Source organism: Flavobacterium sp., from assembly GCF_965284515.1.
Taxonomy (GTDB): Bacteria; Bacteroidota; Bacteroidia; order Flavobacteriales; family Flavobacteriaceae; genus Flavobacterium.
This window is the reverse complement of record NZ_OZ260089.1, coordinates 1,354,700-1,377,498: the sequence shown is the minus strand read 5'-3', so window position 1 is coordinate 1,377,498 and position 22,799 is coordinate 1,354,700. Positions and strand designations below refer to the sequence as shown.

Annotated in this window: 22 protein-coding genes and 4 tRNA genes; all 26 read right to left on the bottom strand. The window is 32.0% G+C overall.

Translation table 11 applies throughout. The features are described 5' to 3' along the window. Positions 1-60 precede the first annotated feature (60 nt). On the bottom strand, positions 61-3,873 hold the full coding sequence (gene rpoB / locus ACQ65T_RS06270) for a DNA-directed RNA polymerase subunit beta (protein ID WP_430400229.1): 3,813 nt from the start codon (positions 3,871-3,873) through the stop codon (positions 61-63). Between the two features lie 124 nt (positions 3,874-3,997). Next, positions 3,998-4,366: a 50S ribosomal protein L7/L12 gene (rplL, locus tag ACQ65T_RS06265; protein WP_430400228.1), complete on the bottom strand. Its 369-nt coding sequence runs from the start codon at positions 4,364-4,366 to the stop codon at positions 3,998-4,000. Positions 4,367-4,424: 58 nt separating this feature from the next. After that, the gene (gene rplJ, locus ACQ65T_RS06260) at positions 4,425-4,922 is read right to left on the bottom strand and encodes a 50S ribosomal protein L10 (protein WP_430400227.1); all 498 of its coding nucleotides are present in this window, start codon (positions 4,920-4,922) and stop codon (positions 4,425-4,427) included. A gap of 22 nt (positions 4,923-4,944) precedes the next feature. Next, a complete protein-coding gene (gene rplA, locus ACQ65T_RS06255; protein WP_430400226.1) occupies positions 4,945-5,634 on the bottom strand; it encodes a 50S ribosomal protein L1 in 690 nt (229 codons plus the stop codon). 11 nt (positions 5,635-5,645) lie between these two features. Next, positions 5,646-6,089, bottom strand: a complete 444-nt coding sequence (gene rplK / locus ACQ65T_RS06250; protein WP_264560532.1) for a 50S ribosomal protein L11 — start codon at positions 6,087-6,089, stop codon at positions 5,646-5,648. A gap of 61 nt (positions 6,090-6,150) precedes the next feature. After that, positions 6,151-6,702 carry a transcription termination/antitermination protein NusG gene (gene nusG, locus ACQ65T_RS06245; RefSeq protein ID WP_430400225.1) on the bottom strand — a complete coding sequence of 184 codons (552 nt, stop codon included), beginning with the start codon at positions 6,700-6,702 and terminating at the stop codon, positions 6,151-6,153. 7 nt (positions 6,703-6,709) lie between these two features. Continuing rightward, positions 6,710-6,904, bottom strand: a complete 195-nt coding sequence (secE, locus tag ACQ65T_RS06240) for a preprotein translocase subunit SecE (RefSeq protein ID WP_320815228.1) — start codon at positions 6,902-6,904, stop codon at positions 6,710-6,712. 15 nt (positions 6,905-6,919) lie between these two features. Continuing rightward, a tRNA-Trp gene (locus ACQ65T_RS06235) sits at positions 6,920-6,990 on the bottom strand. Positions 6,991-7,054: 64 nt separating this feature from the next. Further along, positions 7,055-8,242 carry an elongation factor Tu gene (tuf, locus tag ACQ65T_RS06230; protein ID WP_430400224.1) on the bottom strand — a complete coding sequence of 396 codons (1,188 nt, stop codon included), beginning with the start codon at positions 8,240-8,242 and terminating at the stop codon, positions 7,055-7,057. Positions 8,243-8,307: 65 nt separating this feature from the next. After that, positions 8,308-8,379: transfer RNA gene (locus ACQ65T_RS06225), tRNA-Thr, on the bottom strand. Between the two features lie 64 nt (positions 8,380-8,443). Then, a tRNA-Tyr gene (locus ACQ65T_RS06220) sits at positions 8,444-8,525 on the bottom strand. A 36-nt stretch (positions 8,526-8,561) separates the two neighbouring features. Continuing rightward, positions 8,562-8,635 (bottom strand) — tRNA-Thr (locus tag ACQ65T_RS06215). Between the two features lie 91 nt (positions 8,636-8,726). Next, positions 8,727-9,029, bottom strand: coding sequence for a ribosome hibernation-promoting factor, HPF/YfiA family (gene hpf, locus ACQ65T_RS06210; protein ID WP_430400223.1), 303 nt, complete (start codon positions 9,027-9,029; stop codon positions 8,727-8,729). A gap of 33 nt (positions 9,030-9,062) precedes the next feature. Continuing rightward, a complete protein-coding gene (locus tag ACQ65T_RS06205; protein ID WP_430400222.1) occupies positions 9,063-9,959 on the bottom strand; it encodes a tyrosine-type recombinase/integrase in 897 nt (298 codons plus the stop codon). Between the two features lie 71 nt (positions 9,960-10,030). Next, positions 10,031-10,225, bottom strand: a complete 195-nt coding sequence (gene rpsU, locus ACQ65T_RS06200) for a 30S ribosomal protein S21 (RefSeq protein ID WP_264560526.1) — start codon at positions 10,223-10,225, stop codon at positions 10,031-10,033. Between the two features lie 85 nt (positions 10,226-10,310). After that, a complete protein-coding gene (locus ACQ65T_RS06195; protein ID WP_430400221.1) occupies positions 10,311-11,480 on the bottom strand; it encodes an acyl-CoA dehydrogenase family protein in 1,170 nt (389 codons plus the stop codon). Positions 11,481-11,505: 25 nt separating this feature from the next. Then, positions 11,506-12,267, bottom strand: a complete 762-nt coding sequence (locus tag ACQ65T_RS06190; protein WP_430400220.1) for a ComEA family DNA-binding protein — start codon at positions 12,265-12,267, stop codon at positions 11,506-11,508. A 127-nt stretch (positions 12,268-12,394) separates the two neighbouring features. Next, on the bottom strand, positions 12,395-12,556 hold the full coding sequence (locus ACQ65T_RS06185; protein ID WP_430400219.1) for a hypothetical protein: 162 nt from the start codon (positions 12,554-12,556) through the stop codon (positions 12,395-12,397). 22 nt (positions 12,557-12,578) lie between these two features. Then, positions 12,579-14,249, bottom strand: a complete 1,671-nt coding sequence (locus ACQ65T_RS06180; RefSeq protein WP_430400218.1) for a sodium-dependent transporter — start codon at positions 14,247-14,249, stop codon at positions 12,579-12,581. An 83-nt stretch (positions 14,250-14,332) separates the two neighbouring features. Next, positions 14,333-14,551, bottom strand: coding sequence for a PspC domain-containing protein (locus ACQ65T_RS06175; RefSeq protein ID WP_430400217.1), 219 nt, complete (start codon positions 14,549-14,551; stop codon positions 14,333-14,335). A 9-nt stretch (positions 14,552-14,560) separates the two neighbouring features. Further along, positions 14,561-15,826, bottom strand: coding sequence for a DUF2851 family protein (locus ACQ65T_RS06170; protein ID WP_430400216.1), 1,266 nt, complete (start codon positions 15,824-15,826; stop codon positions 14,561-14,563). A gap of 93 nt (positions 15,827-15,919) precedes the next feature. Then, the gene (locus ACQ65T_RS06165; RefSeq protein ID WP_430400215.1) at positions 15,920-17,281 is read right to left on the bottom strand and encodes a pyridoxal-phosphate dependent enzyme; all 1,362 of its coding nucleotides are present in this window, start codon (positions 17,279-17,281) and stop codon (positions 15,920-15,922) included. A gap of 159 nt (positions 17,282-17,440) precedes the next feature. After that, positions 17,441-19,336: a putative porin gene (locus tag ACQ65T_RS06160; protein ID WP_430400214.1), complete on the bottom strand. Its 1,896-nt coding sequence runs from the start codon at positions 19,334-19,336 to the stop codon at positions 17,441-17,443. Between the two features lie 93 nt (positions 19,337-19,429). Then, entirely contained in the window at positions 19,430-20,431 is a 1,002-nt protein-coding gene (locus tag ACQ65T_RS06155) for a hypothetical protein (protein ID WP_430400213.1), read from the bottom strand. A gap of 13 nt (positions 20,432-20,444) precedes the next feature. Further along, positions 20,445-21,287 (bottom strand): hypothetical protein, encoded by an 843-nt coding sequence (locus ACQ65T_RS06150; RefSeq protein ID WP_430400212.1) that lies wholly within the window; start codon positions 21,285-21,287, stop codon positions 20,445-20,447. Positions 21,288-21,303: 16 nt separating this feature from the next. Then, entirely contained in the window at positions 21,304-22,791 is a 1,488-nt protein-coding gene (locus ACQ65T_RS06145) for a SusD/RagB family nutrient-binding outer membrane lipoprotein (RefSeq protein WP_430400211.1), read from the bottom strand. Between the last annotated feature and the right edge of the window lie 8 nt (positions 22,792-22,799).

The following is a 22,799-nucleotide window of genomic DNA, read 5'->3' as shown; positions in this document are numbered from 1 at the left end:
TTAAAAACTTATAAAATAGTAATCAGTCTTTATAAATAAAGACTGATTACTGTAAACTAATTATTCTTCTAATCTGATATCTAAACCAAGACCTTTTAATTCATGCATTAATACATTGAATGATTCAGGTAATCCCGGTTCTGGCATTGTTTCACCTTTAACGATTGCTTCGTAAGTTTTAGCTCTACCAATTACATCATCAGATTTAACCGTTAAGATTTCTCTTAATGTACTAGATGCACCATAAGCCTCCAAAGCCCATACCTCCATCTCTCCGAAACGTTGACCTCCAAACTGCGCTTTACCTCCTAATGGCTGTTGCGTAATTAATGAGTACGGTCCGATTGAACGAGCATGCATCTTATCATCAACCATATGTCCTAATTTAAGCATGTAAATTACACCTACAGTTGCTGGTTGATGGAAACGTTCTCCTGTTCCTCCATCATATAAATACGTGTGACCGAATCTTGGGATTCCAGCTTCATCAGTAAATTCATTAATTTGATCTAATGTAGCACCATCAAAAATTGGTGTTGCAAACTTTCTATCTAATTTTTGACCAGCCCAACCAAGAACGGTTTCATAAATTTGACCAATGTTCATACGAGAAGGTACTCCAAGTGGATTCAATACTATATCCACAGGTGTTCCATCTTCTAAGAAAGGCATATCTTCATGACGAACGATTCTTGCAACAATACCCTTGTTACCATGACGCCCTGCCATTTTATCCCCAACTTTAAGCTTACGCTTTTTAGCAATATAAACTTTTGCAAGTTTTAATATTCCTGCTGGAAGCTCATCTCCAACTGTAATTGTAAACTTCTCTCTTCTTAACCAACCTTGAAGGTCGTTTAATTTAATTTTATAATTATGAATTAAGTCGTTTACTAATTTGTTTGTAGCATCATCAGTTGCCCATTGACCTTTAGTAAGGTGAGCAAAATCTTCAACTGAGTTAAGCATTTTTTGAGTATATTTCTTACCTTTTGGTAATACTTCTTCACCCAAATCATTCATAACACCTTGAGAAGTTTTACCATTTACAATAGCAAATAATTTTTCTACAAGAACGTCCTTTAAGTCGTTATATTTAACTTGATATTCTGTTTCAAGATTATCAATATCTTCTTTGTCTTTAGAACGTTTACGCTTATCTTTTACTGCTTTAGCAAATAATTTTTTATCTAAAACAACTCCATGTAATGATGGAGAAGCTTTTAACGAAGCATCCTTAACATCTCCAGCTTTATCACCGAAGATTGCACGTAATAATTTTTCTTCTGGAGTTGGATCAGACTCTCCTTTTGGAGTAATCTTACCAATAAGAATATCGCCAGGTTTAACCTCTGCACCAATTCTTATCATTCCATTCTCATCTAAATCTTTAGTTGCTTCTTCAGAAACGTTAGGAATATCATTAGTTAATTCTTCATTACCTAATTTAGTATCTCTAACTTCTAATGAATAATCATCGATATGGATAGATGTGAAAATATCATCACGAACTACTTTTTCAGAAATTACAATTGCATCCTCAAAGTTATACCCTTTCCAAGGCATAAAGGCAACTTTTAAGTTTCTACCTAAAGCTAATTCTCCTTTTTGAGTTGCATATCCTTCACAAAGTACTTGTCCTTTAACAACTCTATCGCCTTTTCTTACGATAGGCTTTAAATTGATACTTGTACTTTGATTTGTTTTTCTAAATTTAATTAACTTGTACGTTTTGTCATCAGCATCGAAACTTACTAAACGCTCAGCGTCAGTTCTATCGTATTTGATAGTAATTTCGTTTGCATCAACATAAGTTACAACTCCATCACCTTCAGCATTAATTAATACTCTTGAATCAGAAGCAACTTGTCTCTCTAAACCAGTTCCAACAATTGGAGATTCTGGACGTAATAAAGGAACAGCTTGACGCATCATGTTAGATCCCATCAAGGCTCTGTTCGCATCATCATGCTCCAAGAATGGAATTAAAGATGCAGAAATAGAAGCAATTTGATTTGGAGCAACGTCAGTATAATGAACCTGTGATGGATCAACAACTGGGAAATCTCCTTCTTCTCTAGCAATTACTTTGTCAGCTAAAATTTTACCTTTAGCGTCCATTTCAATATTAGCCTGAGCAATCATTTTACCTTCTTCTTCTTCAGCGCTTAAGTAAATTGGAGTACTATTTATATCAATAACACCATTTTCTACTTTACGGTATGGAGTTTCAATGAATCCCATTGCGTTTACTTTCGCATAAACTCCTAAAGATGAAATCAGACCAATGTTTGGTCCCTCTGGAGTTTCAATAGGACATAAACGACCGTAATGAGTATAGTGAACATCTCGAACCTCGAAACCAGCTCTCTCTCTAGATAAACCTCCTGGTCCAAGTGCAGATAAACGACGTTTATGAGTAATCTCAGCTAATGGATTCGTTTGATCCATAAATTGAGATAATTGATTTGTTCCAAAGAAAGAATTAATCACTGAAGACAAAGTCTTAGCATTAATCAAATCGATTGGTGTAAATACTTCATTATCTCTAACGTTCATTCTCTCACGAATAGTTCTAGCCATACGAGCTAAACCAACACCAAATTGTGAAGAAAGTTGTTCACCAACTGTTCTTACACGACGGTTTGATAAGTGATCAATATCATCAATCTCCGCTTTCGAGTTGATTAATTCAATTAAGTACTTAACTATTGTAATAATATCTTCTTTAGTTAAGACTTGCTTATCCATAGCAATATCTAAACCAAGTTTTTTGTTCATTCTATAACGACCTACTTCACCTAAGTTGTAACGTTGGTCAGAGAAGAATAATTTATCAATAATACCTCTTGCAGTTTCCTCATCTGGCGGTTCTGCATTACGTAATTGTCTATAAATATGTTCAACAGCCTCTTTTTCAGAGTTTGTTGGATCTTTTTGAAGTGTATTGTGGATAATAGTATAGTCAGCTGCATTATTATCTTCTTTGTGTAAAAGAATAGTTTTCACATCTGCTTCTAAAATTTCTTCAACATTATCTTTATCTAAAACCGTATCACGATCTAAGATAATTTCATTTCTTTCAATAGAAACTACTTCTCCAGTATCTTCATCAACGAAATCTTCATGCCAAGTATTTAATACACGAGCTGCAAGTCTTCGTCCAATATATTTTTTTAAACCTGTTTTAGAAACTTTAACTTCTTCAGCAAGATCAAATATTTCAAGTATATCTTTATCTCTTTCGAAACCAATAGCTCTAAATAAAGTTGTTACAGGTAATTTTTTCTTTCTATCAATATAAGCGTACATTACACTATTGATATCTGTAGCGAATTCAATCCAAGAACCTTTAAAAGGAATAACTCTTGCAGAATATAGCTTAGTTCCATTTGCATGGAAAGATTGTCCAAAGAATACACCTGGAGATCTATGTAATTGAGATACAACTACACGTTCAGCACCATTAATTACAAAAGTTCCACTTGGCGCCATGTAAGGTATTGTTCCTAAATAAACATCTTGAACGATAGTTTCAAAATCTTCATGTTCTGGATCAGTACAATATAATTTAAGCCTAGCTTTTAATGGTACACTATAAGTTAACCCTCTGTCTATACACTCTTGTATTGAATAACGTGGTGGATCAACAAAGTAATCAAGGAATTCCAATACAAAGTTATTTCTTGTATCTGTAATTGGGAAATTTTCCATGAAGGTATTATAGAGACCTTCGTTGCCTCTTTCATCAGATTTGGTTTCTAGTTGGAAAAAATCTTGAAAAGATTTTACCTGTATATCAAGAAAGTCCGGATAATCTGGAATGTTTTTTGTTGAAGCAAAATTTAATCTTTCAGTCTGATTAGCAATCATCTATGGACAAATTTTTATTAAGAAAATAAATTGAAACGCATATTAACATAATATACGCAAAATGGTTTAGGCCTTTGAGAGTCAATCTCAAGGCCTAAACCTGGTTTTTTAAACTAAGTTTAGCTTATTTAAGCTCAACAACAGCTCCTGCTTCTTCTAAAGCTTTTTTAAGACCTTCAGCCTCATCTTTAGAAACTCCTTCTTTTACATTAGTTGGAGCAGAATCAACGATATCTTTAGCCTCTTTAAGACCTAATCCTGTTAATTCTTTAACAGCTTTAACTACTGCTAATTTAGAAGCACCAGCTTCTTTTAATACAACTGTAAATTCAGTTTGAGCTTCAGCACCACCTTCAGCACCACCAGCAGCAACTACTACAGCTGCAGCAGCTGGTTCGATACCATACTCATCTTTTAATATTGTAGCTAATTCATTAACTTCTTTAACTGTTAAGTTAACTAATTGCTCTGCGAATTGTTTTAAATCTGCCATTTTTTCTATCTTTAATGATTTTGTAAAATATAATTTTTATTAAGTGCGTTCTTGTAAATTATTCTGCAATTTCTTCTTTAGCCGTTTGGTTTTGAAGTGCAGAAACAACTCTTTGAATTGGCGACTGAAGTAATCCAATAATTTCTCCAATAAGCTCTTCTTTCGATTTAATAGTTGCTAATGTATCTAATTGATCATCACCAATATAAATTTCAGAGTTAATAAAAGCTCCTTTTAAAAGAGGTTTTTGACCTTTTTTACGGAAATCTTTAATGATTTTTGCAGGTCCATTTGCAGTTTCTGCAATCATCATAGAAGTATTTCCTTTTAAAACTGTTGGCAAATCACCATAGTTTGATTCAGAAGCTTCCATAGCTTTTTCAAGCAAAGTATTTTTTACAACCTCTAATTTAATTCCTGCTTTAAAACAAGCTCTTCTTAGATCTGAAGTTGTAGCTGCATTCAGTCCAGATGTATCAGCTAAATAAATAACATTAACACCAGCTAACTTTGCAGTTAAATTTTCAATCGCGATTGATTTTTCTTCTCTAGTCATACTAAAAATTTTTAACTACCAATTATACTGCTTTAGGATCTAAAGCAATAGCAGGACTCATTGTACTTGTAATATATATTGATTTAATATATGTACCTTTTGCTGCAGTTGGTTTTAATTTGATTAATGTTTGAATTATTTCATGTGCATTATCATAGATTTTGTTAGCATCAAAAGAAACTCTTCCGATACCAGCATGCACGATACCTGTTTTATCAACTTTAAAGTCGATTTTACCAGACTTAACTTCTTCAACAGCTTTTGCTACATCCATAGTTACAGTACCAGTTTTAGGGTTTGGCATTAAACCTCTTGGACCTAACACACGTCCTAAAGGACCTAATTTACCCATAACAGCAGGCATAGTGATGATTACATCAATATCTGTCCAACCGTCTTTTATTTTTTGAAGATAATCATCTAAACCTACGTGGTCAGCACCAGCAGCTCTAGCTTCAGCTTCTTTATCTGGAGTAACTAATGCTAATACTCTAACATCTTTTCCAGTACCATGAGGAAGTGTAACTACACCTCTAACCATTTGGTTTGCTTTTCGTGGATCAACTCCTAAACGAACAGCAATATCTACAGACTCATCAAATTTTGCAGAAGCAACTTCTTTAAGCAATGCAGAAGCATCTTTTAAAGAATATAATTTGTTCTTGTCAATTTTTGATGCAGCCTCTTTTTGTTTTTTTGTCAATTTTGCCATGTCTAATTCTTTTAACTATTAAAAGGAGCATCTCCTGTTACTGTTATACCCATAGATCTAGCTGTTCCAGCTAACATACTCATTGCTGATTCCATTGTAAATGCATTTAAGTCAGGCATTTTGTCTTCTGCAATAGTTCTAATTTGATCCCAAGTAACACTTGCTACTTTTTTACGGTTAGGTTCTCCAGAACCAGACTTTACTTTAGCCGCTTCTAAAATTTGAATCGCTGCTGGTGGTGTTTTTACAATAAAATCGAAGGATTTATCTTTGTACACAGTAATTTGTACTGGTAACACTTTGCCGGGTTTATCTTGTGTTCTTGCATTAAACTGCTTACAGAACTCCATGATGTTAACTCCAGCAGCACCCAAAGCAGGTCCAACCGGTGGCGATGGATTCGCTGCACCTCCCTTAACTTGTAGTTTTACTACTTTACTAACTTCTTTTGCCATTTTTTAAATTTTAGCACACTTTCATTGGAAGCGAAAATGTGGTTTATGTATGTAACAAATATTATACTTTTTCAACTTGCATAAAACTTAACTCTAATGGTGTTTTTCTACCGAAAATCTTAACCATTACTTCAAGTTTACGCTTTTCTTCATTGACTTTCTCAATAGTTCCATTGAAACCATTAAAAGGACCATCAATAACCTTAACTGTTTCTCCTATAGAATAAGGAATAGCAACACTGTCAATCTTAATTGACAATTCATCAACCTTTCCTAACATTCTATTAACTTCAGACTGTCTTAATGGAACAGGCTCACCACCTTTTGTTTCACCAAGAAAACCAATTACACTTGTAACTGATTTAATGATATGAGGAACTTCTCCCGTAAGATTCGCTTCAATCATAATATAACCAGGAAAATATACTTTTTCCTTAGCTATTTTTTTACCATCCTTAATCTGAACAACTTTTTCAGTAGGAACAAGAACTTGAGAAATGTAATCTTCCATTCCTAACCTAGTTATTTCAGTCTCAATATAAGCTTTTACTTTATTCTCTTGCCCACTTACAGCTCTAACTACATACCACTTTTTAACACTGTTCTCAGCCATAAATAAATTATTTAATTAAATTAAAAAACCCATCAAGAGCTTTTACAAATAACTCATCAACACCGAAAGTTAAAAGAGCAAATAATATCGAAAATATAGCCACAACGATAGTTAAACGTTGAACTTCAGCCCACTCAGGCCAAGTAACATTTGTTTTCAACTCGTGAAAAGCTTCTGATATATAATTAACCAATTTTGTCATTATCTTTATAATTTGCACGGGCGGAGGGATTCGAACCCCCATCAACGGTTTTGGAGACCGCTATTCTACCCTTGAACTACGCCCGTTTATTGAAGCCAGTTGATGAAAAATCACCAACTGGCTTTTAAAATATTTATAAACTAATATAAATTAGTCTAAGATTTCTGTAACCTGACCAGCACCTACAGTTCTACCACCTTCACGAACAGCAAAACGTAAACCTACTGATAATGCGATAGGGCTTAATAAATTAACTTCAATAGTTAAGTTATCACCTGGCATAACCATCTCTACACCTGCTGGTAAAGTAATAGTACCTGTAACATCAGTTGTACGTACATAGAACTGAGGACGGTAGTTATTATGGAATGGAGTGTGACGCCCACCTTCTTCTTTTTTCAAGATATAAACCTCTGCTTTGAAATGAGCGTGTGGCTTAACAGATCCTGGCTTAACAATAACCATTCCTCTTTTAATATCTTCTTTTGCAATACCTCTTAATAAGATACCTGCATTATCTCCAGCCTCACCTCTATCTAAGATTTGACGGAACATTTCGATACCTGTAATAGTTGAAGTTAACTTCTCAGCTCCCATACCAACGATTTCAACAGCATCACCTGTATTAGCGATTCCAGTTTCGATACGACCTGTAGCAACAGTTCCACGACCAGTAATTGTAAATACATCTTCGATAGGCATTAAGAAAGGCTTATCAATATCACGTGGAGGTAATTCAATCCAGTTATCAACTGCTTCCATTAATTCCATAATAGTAGCAACCCATTTTGGATCTCCATTTAATCCACCTAAAGCAGAACCTTGGATAACAGGACCATTGTCACCATCATATTGATAGAAAGACAATAAATCTCTAATTTCCATTTCTACTAATTCTAATAATTCAGCATCATCAACCATATCCACTTTGTTCATGAAAACAACCATTCTAGGAATACCAACCTGGCGACCTAAAAGGATGTGCTCACGAGTTTGTGGCATTGGACCATCTGTAGCAGCAACTACTAAGATAGCACCGTCCATTTGAGCAGCACCAGTAACCATGTTCTTTACGTAATCCGCGTGACCTGGACAGTCAACGTGAGCGTAATGACGATTAGCTGTTGAATACTCAACATGTGAAGTGTTAATTGTAATACCTCTTTCTTTTTCCTCTGGAGCGTTATCAATCTGATCAAATGATCTAGCTTCAGATAAACCTGCATCTGACAATACTTTCGTAATTGCAGCTGTCAAAGTAGTTTTTCCGTGATCTACGTGCCCGATAGTACCAATATTTAAGTGCGGTTTCGAACGATCAAAATTTCCTTTTGCCATGACTTAATGATTTTTAATCTTAGTGTTATATAATATATTAGTGTTCAATTCAATACACATTTATGAGCCAATGACGGGATTTGAACCCGTGACCTCTTCCTTACCAAGGAAGCACTCTACCCCTGAGCTACACCGGCTAAAATTCCTCAGGTCCAATAACTTTACAAGCTATAGTTTCAATTTACTAAATACAAAAAAATGTGGGGAGAGCAGGATTCGAACCTGCGAAGACGTAGTCAGCGGATTTACAGTCCGCCCTCGTTGGCCGCTTGAGTATCTCCCCTTTTAAACATTTAATTTTCAGTATTTTAAGAACTTGAGCCGATAGAGGGACTCGAACCCACGACCTGCTGATTACAAATCAGCTGCTCTAGCCAGCTGAGCTACATCGGCTTATTTCAATAAAAAAGTCCGCTATTTCTAACGGACTGCAAATGTATATAATTTATTTTTTATTCAAAACTTTTTTACTGTTTTTTTTACATTAAGGATGCATTCTAATTTTTTCCTTTCTTTTTAACAACATTCTTTCAGCAGAACTTGAAGCAGAATCTACCGCTTCCTCAAAAGACTTACCTGTTTTTTTTACAACAATTTCATCGCCAGGTACATGTATTTTAATTTCTGCTGTTTTATTTTCCTTATCACTAGTGTTTTCTAATTTTAAATAAACATCTGAAGAAACCACCTTATCATAATACTTTTCCAGTTTATCTAATTTTTCTTGAACAAAATCGACAAGCTTTCTGTCAATATTGAAATTTACTGCGTGAACACTTACCTTCATACTTTATTAGGTTTAGTTGGTTAAACAATAGAATTATTTTTTACTTCTTGGATGCGCCTTACTATATATTTTTTGAAGCTCAGACAAACTGCTGTGCGTATATATCTGTGTAGACGACAAACTTGAATGCCCCAATAATTCTTTTACTGAATTTAAATCGGCTCCATTATTCAACAAATGGGTTGCAAATGAATGCCTAAGAACGTGCGGACTCTTTTTTACTTTTTGAGACACAGTACTAAAGTAGTTATTTATTAATCTATAAACAAACGATTCACTTATTTTATTTCCTTTTTTTGATAAAATTAACAAGCCTTTTTCTTCATTTAAATTAACTTGATTTTTCTTACTTAAATACAACTTAAGCAACTCTAGAGTACAATCTAATAAAGGTATAATTCTTTCTTTACTTCTTTTTCCAAAAACCTTTATCGTTTTGTTTGAAAAATCAACATTATTTTCATTTAATGTAATTAACTCTGCTCTTCTCATTCCAGTAGTATAAAAAAGCTCAATAATTAATTTATTACGAACACCTTCAAAATCAGTTTCAAAATTATTAAAGTTAAAAACTTCATTTAGCTCTTTCTCCGAAAAAGGGATTTGAATTTTTTTTGCTGTTTTTAGAGACTTATGCTTCAAAAGAGGATTGTGATTTATAGCTTTTATTTTTAACAAAAACTTATAATAAGATTTTAATGAAGAAATCTTTCTGTTTACAGACACATTGGAATTATTATTTTCAACCAAGAATACAATCCAACTTCTTATCAAGGAATAATTAACCGTCTCTATAAAAACTTCATCATGTTGATTTATTAAATATTGACTGAACGCCACTACATCTCCTAAATAAGCTTTAATGGTTAATGAAGAGTAATTTCTCTCTTTTAATAAATAATTTTGATATGCCTTTAAGTTTGAATCCATAAAAAAAACCGCTAGTTACAAAGTTACACTTTATAAACTAACGGTTCTATATTTTTAGCAATCAATAATTACTATCCTTCTAAAGCGTCATTCATTCGTTGAATATAATAAGCTTTTTGAATCTTAGCTCTGTTTGTAACAGATGGCTTAATGAATTGTTGACGTGCACGTAACTGACGAACAGTTCCTGTTTTATCAAATTTTCGTTTATAGCGTTTTAGCGCTTTGTCGATATTTTCTCCGTCTTTAATTGGTATAATTAACATAATCTTGACACCTCCTCTCGTTAAGGGTGCAAATTTATAAAATATTTATGAATTATAAACCATTAATTTTAAATTAATTCAGAAATTAATCTTTAACAGCAGGCTTATAATTTTGCTTATCAATAATCATTTTAGACAAAATTTCTTTTAAGATCTCGGAAGTACCACCCCCAATTGGACCTAAACGACTGTCTCTAGAGAGGCGAGCTAACGGATACTCCTCCATATAACCGTAACCTCCTAAAAACTGCAAACAACTATATATAGTTTCATCTGCCACTTTGGTAGACTTTAGCTTTGCCATCGTAGCCTCTTTAACCACATATTCTCCCTTATTTAATCTATCCACAGCAGCGTAGTTAAATATCTTACAATGCTCAACATCAGTAGCGTGCTCAACCATTTTATGTCTTAATGCCTGAAACTTATTGATTGTCTTACCAAAAGCTTCTCTTTGAGACATATATTCTATAGTGTAATCTATTGCATATTCAGCTCTAGCATGTGCATTAATCGCCATAATCAAACGTTCTAATGCAAAGTGCTGCATGATGTAAGGAAAACCTTTACCCTCTTCACCCATTAGGTTTTCAAGAGGTATCTCAACATTATCAAAAGCTATTTCAGCAGTATCAGAAGCTCTCCAACCTAACTTATCAAGTTTGGTAGCAGAAACTCCATTTAAATTGGTATCAACTAAAAAAATACTGATTCCTTTATTTCCTTGCTCTGGATTTGTTTTAGCAGCAACTACATAATAATCAGCATAAACACCATTAGTAATAAAGGTTTTAGAACCATTAATAATATACTTATCACCCTTCTTTTCTGCTGTGGTTCTCATACCGGCAACATCACTACCGCCAAAAGGCTCAGTAATACATAATGCCCCAATCTTATCACCAGATATACTTGGCACCAAATAATCTTGTTTTATTCTTTCATCACCTTCTGCATTTAGATGTGTCATTGCTAAGTAAGCATGCGCCCACATGGCAGCAGCAAAGCCAGCAGAATTAATTTTTTGAAGCTCTTCTAAAAAAATTACAGTATAAAACAAATCTAAATTCATTCCCCCATAAGCTTCAGGATATCTGATTCCGAAAAAGCCCATTTCTCCAAATTTTTTCCAAATGAAACGTTCTATAGTACCTGTTTTTTCCCATTTTTCAATATGAGGCACAACTTCTTTTTGTAAAAAATCGCGGAAACTTTCTCTAAACATTTCATGTTCTTCGGTGAAATATAAATTCATTGTGTAGTGTATTTTGTATTATTTTTTAGAATTCCAAATATAAGGCTATTATTTTTATTTTTTCGTTAGGCATTCCTTTAATTTTTGTTAAATCATCAATGCTTTTAAAATCACCATTCATACTTCTGTGGGTTACAATTTCTTTAGCAATATTATACCTAAAATAAGGAAACTTTGCCAATTCCTTAGTAGACAAATTATTGATATTATATTTTATAATTTGAGTGTTTGAATTTACAAAAAATTTCTTCCTTAAAAGAGACAATACTTCAGGTGAAACGCCCCAAACATACTCAAGCTGATCCATTGATACAAAAGCTCCAAACTTATCTTTTTCTTGCAAGATTATATCCGAAATTTTATCACCAATTCCATAAATAGCCATAAGCTCTTCTTTAGTTGCCGTATTAATATCTTTCTGAACAATTAAATCCTGAGATTTATTATAAAACTTATGAGAAGCATTGCTTTGATGCTTTTTATTATCGTTCACCCAGTCTGGAAACTTAAAATTTGGAGAAATCACTTTTAATAATGAATCAGAGACTTTAGTCACATTTTGAAATTCTTTGGCTGAATTCACAAAATTATTTTCTAATCTAAATTGATGCAGTCTATCTATTTCTTTAACAGACATACCTAATAAATATCCTTTATAGTCAGAAATAAAATTTGGATTAAAAGGAGTGATTTTAAATTTTTCCTGTTTTGTAACAACGTTCAAACTATCGATTTCAGATTGAACCAAAAGCCATTCATTATCAGTATCATTTGAAGAATGTTTCAAACTTGAAAAATCAACAAAAAAATATACTAGTTGGGTAATTACAATTAAAAAAAAAAGCAAAAAAATCCCACTTCTATGTTCTTTCGAAAACAGGAAGTAGGACTTTATATTATTCATCTCAAGTGTGTTATTTTTTTTCTGGCTGTCTTTCTATTACATCGTCATTTTCAGAATAAGAATCTGGTTCTTGTTTTGGTTTAATTGTCAAAACTTTATAGAAAAAGTAAGCTGCAAAAGAAATTACAATCCCTTGAGTCAATATCATTGTTATTAATGCTTCTGTGTTCATTTGAATTGTGTTTTTAAATTAATTATACTGTAGCTCTACCTTCTCTACGTCTTTTCTGAAATGCTAAATAAACTAACAAACTAATAAAAACAAAAAGACCAACCAACAATAATCTTGCAAAATTTAAATAGAAAATTTTATCTTGTAACTGTTCAATAATAATAGGATCTGTAGCTAATGCAATCTGTTCTTTAATCCCAGAATGCATAATAGTTTTAATTATAGAGCCATTATCTAAAGTCCAACCGTTCCCAGAGAAAAAACTAGAAACATTTCCTGACCAATCATTATTCAAAGGCTTAAACAAAGAACCTAAGAAAATAATTATCAACATAATTGGAGTTACGTATTTGATTATAAATTTATAAATGTTTGGCACTTTAATATCAGCACCGCTTGTAATCTCTCTCCATCCTTTATCCATACCAAAAATCCAAGAGAATAATATTGTTTCTAACATTGCAAAAACTACCAAACTTACAGTTCCTGCCCAATAATCATATTCATCAAAAACACCTTCTTGATAAAATATAACAGTAGGTAAACCTAATATTAAAATCATAGCTCCAAATGACCATGCTCCTTTGTTTTTAGACCAACCAAATTCATCTCTCATGAATCCCATCCATGGTGTACCCATCGCTAATGAAGACGTAATTCCAGCAAAGAATAATAATCCGAACCAACAAACACCAGCCACAATAGCTAAAGTAGAGCCCCATTGCTGAAATAAATATGGCATAGTTTGAAAAGCCATACCAAAACCTGCATTTTGAATAACCCAATCCAAACCTAAATAACCAGCTGCTATAGGAATTACAATTAAACTCCCTAAAACAACTTCAACAAATTCATTCATAAACCCTGCAGAAACAGCATTTAAAGCAATATCATCTTTAGATTCAATATAAGCCGCATAACAATGAATCGTTCCCATACCTACAGATAGCGTAAAGAAGATTTGACCGGCTGCAGCCATCCAAACTTTTAAATCGAGTATTGATTCGTATTGAGGTGTCCAAAGAAAATTCAAACCATCCCATGCATTTGCATCTGGAAAAATTTCTGAAGCTCCAGAAGTACCAAGAGTTAAACCTCTAACTGCTAATATAACACCAAAAAGTATTAATAATGGCATACCCACTTTTGCAACTTTTTCAATTCCTCCAATACCTTTTGATAAAATAAATGTATTTAAAACTAAACAAATGATATAGAAAACAACCGCTTCATAAGGAATACCCGTTGTAGAATGAGCAACATCAACATAAGAATTAAAAAAACCAGCTACATTAGCTTGACTCATTCCATCAAATGTTCCAATTAATGTATGATACACATATGACATTGTCCAAGACTCTATATAACAGTAATATGCAGCAACGGCTATATTTGTAAAAATTCCAAATACACCAATGTATTTAAGAATTCTACCTTTTACCATTGAATCTAGTATATATGGAGTACTGTGATTTCCAGATCTTCCTCCGAATCTTCCAGACGACCATTCTATAAATAATAACGGTATTCCCATTACTAGAAAACATACTAAATAAGGAATAATAAAGGCTCCTCCGCCATTTTGAACTGCTTGCACTGGAAATCTAAGAAAATTTCCAAGACCAACAGCGTTACCTGCCATTGCTAATATAAGGCCAACTCGTGACCCCCAAGAATCTGCTTTTGTAGACATATTATTTTATTGGTTGTTAATTTCTCAAAGATAATAAAACTATCGAAAAAAAAAAGAATAATTAACTCAATGATAATCAGAGACTATAAATCAAACACTGAACTTCTTTTAGTATAAATCATATCTTTTAACTTCAAAAGAAATGCTATTGTAAGATAAAAACCAAAACCTAGGCCAACAGTTACAAAAGAAATATAAACAAAAAAAAGCCTAACATTTGTTGCCCTCATACCAAGTCTTTCTGCTAGTCTTGAAGCTACAAAAAAACCATGCTTTTCAAAAAAATGAAGGATTTGGTACATTTTTATATTTTATTTAAGCAAAGATAAACCAATATCACAATTCAAGCATCTTTTATGATTGCAATAATGGTTTTTTAAATGAATTAATGTTTGTGAATCAAATGCCGAATTAGATTTAAATTTGTAAAACTCAAATTTATCTACAATATTATTTGTCTCAGATGGAATTTGAAGTAACAACTCAATTAAATAATCTACATTATTTTCCCCTCTTTGCTTTAAATACAGAAAGCTAATTGGAATTACTACATTAATAACAAGTAAATTAACAAATGATTTAGAAAGCTTTTTACTCTTTAACCTGCTTTCTTTATCAAAAACATAACGCGATTTCCAATATTCTGAAACCTCAGAACTAAATAACTTATGAAAGTCACTTAAATTATTAGCATCAATAACTTTAGAAAATAAATTGACATTTTCATGATACAAAACTGCCAGTTGAGACAACCTAATAGTTGGAAAATTATCAGGCCTTAATTTGAAAAACTGAAGATTTATAAAATCATCATTACTGAGTTTATATTTATGTTTTAAATATATCCATTGTTGTTTTAAATTTAGAAAATAAACATCCTCTTTTTCATCATTTAATAAATTAGCAAAACCAAATAACAATGCTTCTAAACTAAATAAATCATTTTGTTCTTTTCTAATTATTGAAAATGGAATACTTACTGCAATTTTATAAAAAGCTTCACCATTTACATTTAACCCAAAGTATTTAGCAAGAAAAACGAAAAACGTTGCTTCCCAATCATTCTCACTTTTATCTAAGAAATGCTGAATAGATTGTGTTTTCAGTTCCAAACGCTCTAAAAACAAACGCTCTTGCCATTTTTTCAACGTAAAGGAATCTACTTTACAAATATCTTTTTCACAATTAATCCAAGTTTTTCTTTCAAACAAGTATGCGTGTTTTTCAAGTTCAACATTTGAAACATACTTTTTTAATTCTAAAACAGGAATATTTGAATTATTTTTTCGAAAAACGTCGACATCGTGCACCCAAACTACATGAAGAATAACATTATCGTAATTTGCGTCTAACTCGTGATTGTGAATATACCAATCTGAAGATTTAATGTGAATTTCAACATTACCAGCCCATTTTTGATTAGCAATAATGAGTTGAGCGTTAAAGAAATCAGGACCTTCTTCTTTTAAATAAGCGCCCGAATTAAGAATTACAATTTCTTCACCAGAAACGGTTTGTAAATTTGAAATATCAAATTTTTTATTTCTCCACAAGTAATGCAAAAAATCTTCCTTCATAAAACATTGAAAACAATTATCAAATATAAAATTATTCCAAAAAAAATACCACGCTTTAAACGTGGTATTTTTTTTTATATATTTTAAAACTAATTATTTTATAGCTCCAATAATGTCATATTTTGTAATGATATGGTGTTTTTCATCACCTAAGTCAATCAAAACAGCTTGATTTTCTTTATTTATTAATTTTGAAACCTCTTCAATACTAGCTCCTTTTTTAACAATTGGATAAGGCTTGCCCATGATTTCTTTAATAGGTTTATCAGCAACATTATTATCACTTAAATAACTATCAAATAAATTAGACTCATCAACAGAACCCACAAAACCATTAATATCAACTACAGGAATCTGTGAAATTTTATATTTACGCATACGTTCAATTGCATGTGAGACTAACTCTTCAGTACGAACTACAACCAAAGGTTTCTCAATATGTTCTTTAATTAAATCTTCAGCTTTAGTGATTTCATTCTCTAAAAATCCTCTCTCACGCATCCAATCATCATTGAACATTTTACCTACATATCTACTCCCACTATCATGAAATAAAACAACAACAACATCTTCTGGTTTGAAGTGTTCTTTTAATTGCAAAAGACCTTTAACAGCGGAACCAGCAGAATTTCCAACAAAAATACCTTCTTCTAAAGCAATTTTACGAGTGTAAACCGCCGCATCTTTATCAGTTACTTTTGTAAAGCCATCAATAATTGAAAAATCAACATTTTTTGGCAAAATATCTTCTCCAATTCCTTCTGTTATGTAAGAATAAATTTCGTTCTCATCAAAAATACCTGTTTCATGATACTTTTTAAATACTGAACCATAAGTATCTACACCCCAAATTTTAATATTTGGATTTTTCTCTTTTAAATATTTACCAATTCCAGAAATAGTACCGCCTGTTCCTACTCCAACTACAAAATGAGTAATTTTCCCTTCTGTCTGTTCCCAAATTTCAGGTCCGGTTTGTTCATAATGTGCAATTGCATTAGAAGGATTGTCGTATTGATTAACGTACCAAGAATTCTCTGTTTCTTCAGCAAGGCGCTTAGAAACAGAGTAATAAGAACGAGGATCTGTAGGTTCAACATCTGTAGGACAGACTACAACTTTTGCTCCCACAGCACGTAGAATATCCATTTTCTCTTTAGATTGCTTATCAGAGATCACGAAAATACATTTATAACCTTTAACAATTGCAGCCAAAGCTAAGCCCATTCCAGTATTACCTGAAGTTCCTTCAATGATGGTACCACCTGGTTTTAAACGACCGTCAGCTTCTGCGTCTTCGATCATTTTCACTGCCATTCTATCTTTTACAGAATTTCCAGGATTAAAAGTTTCTACTTTAGCTAGAACTAAAGCATCCACTTCTTGTGTTAATTTATTTAGTTTTACAAGTGGTGTATTACCAATAGTTTCTAATATATTTTTTGCGTATTTCATTAATGTCTAAAATTAATTCAGAATAACTGATTTTATATTGACGCAAAGGTATTTTATAAATTAATGGTTTCCAAATTCTAAAACATAACACAATAGAAATATTGGGCGAATAGACTATAAAGTAAAAAAATGAATTTATAAAAACAAAAAAGTTAGTTTCTATTGAAAGAAATTCCAGACAATTCCAAAACGCACAAGGAAATCACGATAAGGGTAATTTGGCGCAGAATAAAAATTATAACCAGTCCAGGCAGAGTTAAAATGTTCAGCCTTTAAAAACAATCGGGCTTGTTTTACTTTAGCATTTATAAAAAAATCAATCATTGGAAAATCACCAATTTTTGTTTCATTTTGTGTATAAAATTCTCCTAACAAAGGATTATAATCGTTTGCATAGTATTTTGAAAAATACTGAAATGTGAAACCTGTTTGTATTTGCATTGCATTTTTAAAAACATAATCCGTGTAATACAAGGTATTTCTTGTTACAATTTTTGGAACATTTATAACATCATCAGATTGATCTACACTTTGATATAAAAAAGTATTATCTAATGCAAAACGACCTAATCTAAATTCTTTATTAACTTTAAGCGATGAATAGTTTATTGTATTAGAATACTGGAAAGGCTTTACAGTAAGCTGTGTAATATTGTTAGTAACATTATCAAAATATAAATGGTCGTTAAGAATTGCATATTGAAATTCTAAATTAAACCATTGGCTTTTAAAAAATACATCAAACTGATTTCTTTTTTCGTTTTTAAAGTTATTAGACCAATTGTAATCAATATAATCACTTTGGTAAAGTAAATAGTTCAAACTTGGTAAAGAGTTTCTCTTTGTGTATTTAAATTCAATTGAAGCTATACTATCCAGTATATACTTTCCAAAAAACTCAAAGTTTGAAATATCTTGATCTGATATTGAGTTTTTTACACTTGCCCCAAAATTAATTCCTTTATAATTAAAAGTATAATCGACACCCAAGCTATGTATTTTATCATTGATGGAATTTGGAACTTCTATATTTCCAAAATTGTCATAAACTACGCTGTTATAAAAGTAATTAAAAGTATTAGTATCTAAATATGCTGAAATTTTTCCGAAATTTTTAGAATCTAAATCAAAACCAATTTTATTATACAATTGATTGAAACGGGTTTTATTATTAATAAAAGTGGAATAAGCATCGCCAAATCTAGAACTTACAGTAGGTTGAGAATACTCAAAAAATTTATATTCATGATTAAACTGATGTGAAATATTCAAAGAAAAATCATCATTAGACTTAAGGATGTAATAATGATCTATAAAAAAACGATTCCCTTTTAAAAAAGATGTAGCATCTTTAAAATAAACATCTAAACGATCCCTTTGATCATAGGGAGCTTGACTAGTATTGAATAAAGAAGTGTCTATAATACCACCATTTTCTTGATTTGAAATATCTTGACCAGTAAAATGTGTGTTAAGAAAATATTTTTTATTAGTACTATGATAACTTGAAGTAAACCTTAAATTTCCTGAACTTACTATATTATTAATATATTTTCCATTTGAACGCAAACCCTTATAAGCAATAGAAAAATTTAAATTTGGCTTTGTGTTTATTGTAAGAAAAGCATCAACTGATTGACCTTGCTCCATTACAGTTTTAAAATACAAATCAGTTAAAGGAGTTGGGACATTATAGTATTTAATATCAGAAACTTCAAAATAGTTAAAATGTTTTGCTTTAAAACCAAAATTTGGAGAAAGAGTATTCTCATTCAAAGAATAATCAAGGGTGTTATAAGTTTGTCCCTCATTTGAAAAAGGCATTAAACCAAATATATCTTTACGAAGTAGATTATATTTATATTCTTTTTGAATAGATAGTGTGGTATCAATATAAGTTGTATCACTATCAATAGAATACATTTTATACAATTTAATTGAAGGCTTTATATTACTATTAATAGAATTACCTTTATTAACAACAAGACCATCTTCTTGACAATAAGCTAAAGCAGTTGTCAAAAATAAAACAAGAAAAAAAAATAAATTTTTCATCAAAATAGTTAAAGCAACAAATGTAAGCGAATTATATAAATAAAAAAAGAGCTACATAAATGTAGCTCTTTAATTTATATAAACTTTAAAATACTATTTTGAAGTCTTTCTTGGTAATCTTGATTTTAAACTAGTTGATTTACCTGAAGCTAAAACGTTAGAGTCTAAGTCTTCCAATAAATAAGTAGAACCAGTTTTAGTTAAAATTCCAGCGAATTGGTATGCCTCAGGGTTACCTTCGTCAGCACCACCATCAGTAGAATTCCAAACATCATCAAAGTTAGTTTCATACATCCAAACACCTGGCTTAGCGATAGTAACTTTTACTTTGAAGCTGATTTCTTCAGCTGGATCAGTTGGACCTGCATTTGTCCAGAAACTTGGAACTATGTAATACACATCATCAGGATCAGTAGAAAATACAGTAGCTGTTTCAGGGCAAGAAGAATAACTAGTAGCTAAAATTCCAAAACCTGAATCATAAATTTCTAAATCGAAATCATAATCACAGTACTCATGCATTAAATCATCAGTTCCTAAATACTCACCTGCTTGTAAAGTACCGAAAGAATCTCTAGAAGACTGAGACCAATCAACAACAGTAACAACGTCATCCATTGTTCCATTTGCAACATTAACAGTAATTGTTTCAGAAGCTGCATCAACTAAACCATTAGCATTACCCATAGAATAAAATCTGAAAACTAAAGTTTCAGCACCTTCTGGATAAAAATCTAAAATAGCATTGATATCAAAAGAAAAAGTTGTTGCGTAAGCTGGGAAATCGATAGCATGACCGATAACACCATAACCATCATCAATAGTAGTTTCATTTCCAGAAGTTGTATAGTCTGAAAAAGAACCTGTACCACCTACTAACTCTAACTTAAACTGCATATCTTTATTATACACAGTATTAGTTGTTAAAGTAACAGTAGCTGACTCTCCTTCTGTAATAGAGAAAGAAGTCTGATCTGCAGTTACAATTGGCTTAATACCTCTTTCTAATGTTGCATCTTCATCATCATTACAAGAAGCAAATAAACCTAAAATTGCAACAGCAAAAATAAATTTAAAATTACTTAATTTTTTCATATTTCAATTTTTTTTAGTTTCTAACGTAAGTATTAGTGTATTGTCTGTTACCAGCAGCAAACGTAATTTCATAAGTAGCATTAAAGTTGTTGATATCATCAACTTCTCCATCTGTACCATCTGAAGTTAAACCGTAAACTTGGTTTGAATAATAACCTTGACATAAACCTTGAACTGGAACAGTAATATCTCCACAAATATCTATGAAGTTATATGCTTGGTCTGGAGCAATAGTTCCAGCAGCCCAAGTACCAGTTGTAGTAGTTTTTAAAGTATTGATATCTACTAAAGAAACTGTTTCAGAAGATCTTACAACTGTTGCACCGTCATTTCTAACAATAGTACAAGTAAAACTTCCTGGAGAACCTGCAGTTGCAATTTGAGTTTGACATCCAACAAAAACAATTCTTAATCTATTGTATTGAGCTCCTACAACAGTACCTTCTGATGAAGTAGTCAAATTTAAGATTAATTCAGTTTTCTCAGTTGGGTTCAAATCTCCTGTATTAACCATTAATGGAAACATTCCAAAAGTCGAACCTGCTGGAATAGTAACCATTCCTGAAGTATCAGCGAAATCAAATTCTACACCTTCAGTAGCAGTACTTGCAGCATCTACTTCATAAGTAACAGTAATATCAGTATCTGATAATTGACCGTTACCATTCCCTAAAATGTTAACTGGAAAATTACGCTCAACAGCTCCTAAATCTTCGAAATAAGCAACTGATTCAAAATTTGAAGAAAATCCAAGAACCTTAGGTCCGTTAGAGAAATCTTGCTCCTCTTTAATATTATCGTCTGTACATGCTAAAAAAGCAGCAGAAGCGAATAATAACGTTAATATTTTTTTCATAATTATTTTTTTTTAATTAGTTTTTCCAGAAAGGAGCCGTTGTAAACGAATCGTTAATAGTTTGTGCCGGTACATTTGCAGAGTTACTAGCTAACTCAGATGTAGGGTACATTAAACGCATTGGTTTAGCACCAGTTGGAGAAGAAGCACCCATAGGCATTGGAATATTATTGATATATCCAGTTCTTGTGTACTCAATCCAAATTTCAGCACCATTGATTCCGTTTAAACAAATACTTTTTTGATACATGATTGCTTGAATCTTATCAGTACTTGCAGCATAACCTTTACCGTTAATTAAGTTAACAGAAGCAGTATAACCACTATCAGTAGCACCTAAAGTAGCCATAGAAGCAGCAATTGCAGCATCATATAAAGCTTGAGGATCTCCAGTTGTGATATAACCTCTTTCAACAGCTTCAGCTTGTAATAATAAACTTTCAGCTAAAAGCATCATGTAACCATCTTGTGAAGAATTCTGAACAAGACCTGGCCCTAAAGCAGATAATGAAGCAGGAGCACCACCGTCTGGAGCAGATGCATCACCTTGAATAACACCAACTACTTGACCACCTATTAAAGTGAACAATCTTCCTCTACGAGGGTCTGTTGGAGAAATATTCAATTGAGTAGCAATATAATCTGAAGCTCTTCTAAATCTGTAAGTATTTCTTTGAGTAACATCATCTAATTCGAACATTAAGTTAACGAAAGGATTTTGTTGAGAATCACTTGCATTAGAATAACCAGGATTAATAGTTACATCAGCATTAACAAAAGTATTGTCTAAAAGAGCAAATTGATCAGTTAAATATGTATCAGTTGCAGCATCAGTCTCAGCTAAAGTAGCTTGTCTTAATAATATTCTTAATTTAAGAGTATTTGCAAATCTAATCCATCCGTTCATATCACCTTGTAAAATAACATCTTCACTTCCTACAGCAACTGTAGTAGAAGGTGCATTGTTTATCATGTTGATAGCATCGTCTAATTGAACGATTAAATCACGGTAAATAGCTTGGTCATCATCATAAGCAGGCGTAGTGTTAAGTGCACCTAAATGAGCTTGAGAATAAGGAACATCACCATATAAATCTACTAAATATTGAAAGTAGAAAGATTTAAGGATTTTAGCTATCGCCTTGTGATTATCATAATCAGCAGAAGGATAATTAATAATCTTTGAATATTCATAAGTATTTCTGTAAACAGAATTCCAAATGTCTTCGTAAAAGTTATTACTCATAGTGATACCAAATTCTTCAGCATAACCACCAGTAAATGAATTTACGTTAGCTCCCCAGTTGTTCATAAAAACGTTACCAACTTCATTCATTCTTCTTGTTAAAGTAGAATAAGACGCTGTTTGAGCAGCAGAAATCGATAAGTTCGGAGTAATTTGAGACGCCAATGGGTTATTAGGCGAATCATTTACATCTAAATAATTGTCACACGAAAATAACGCTAAGGCTATAAGTGGCAATATTAATTTAATTCTTTTCATATCTGTCT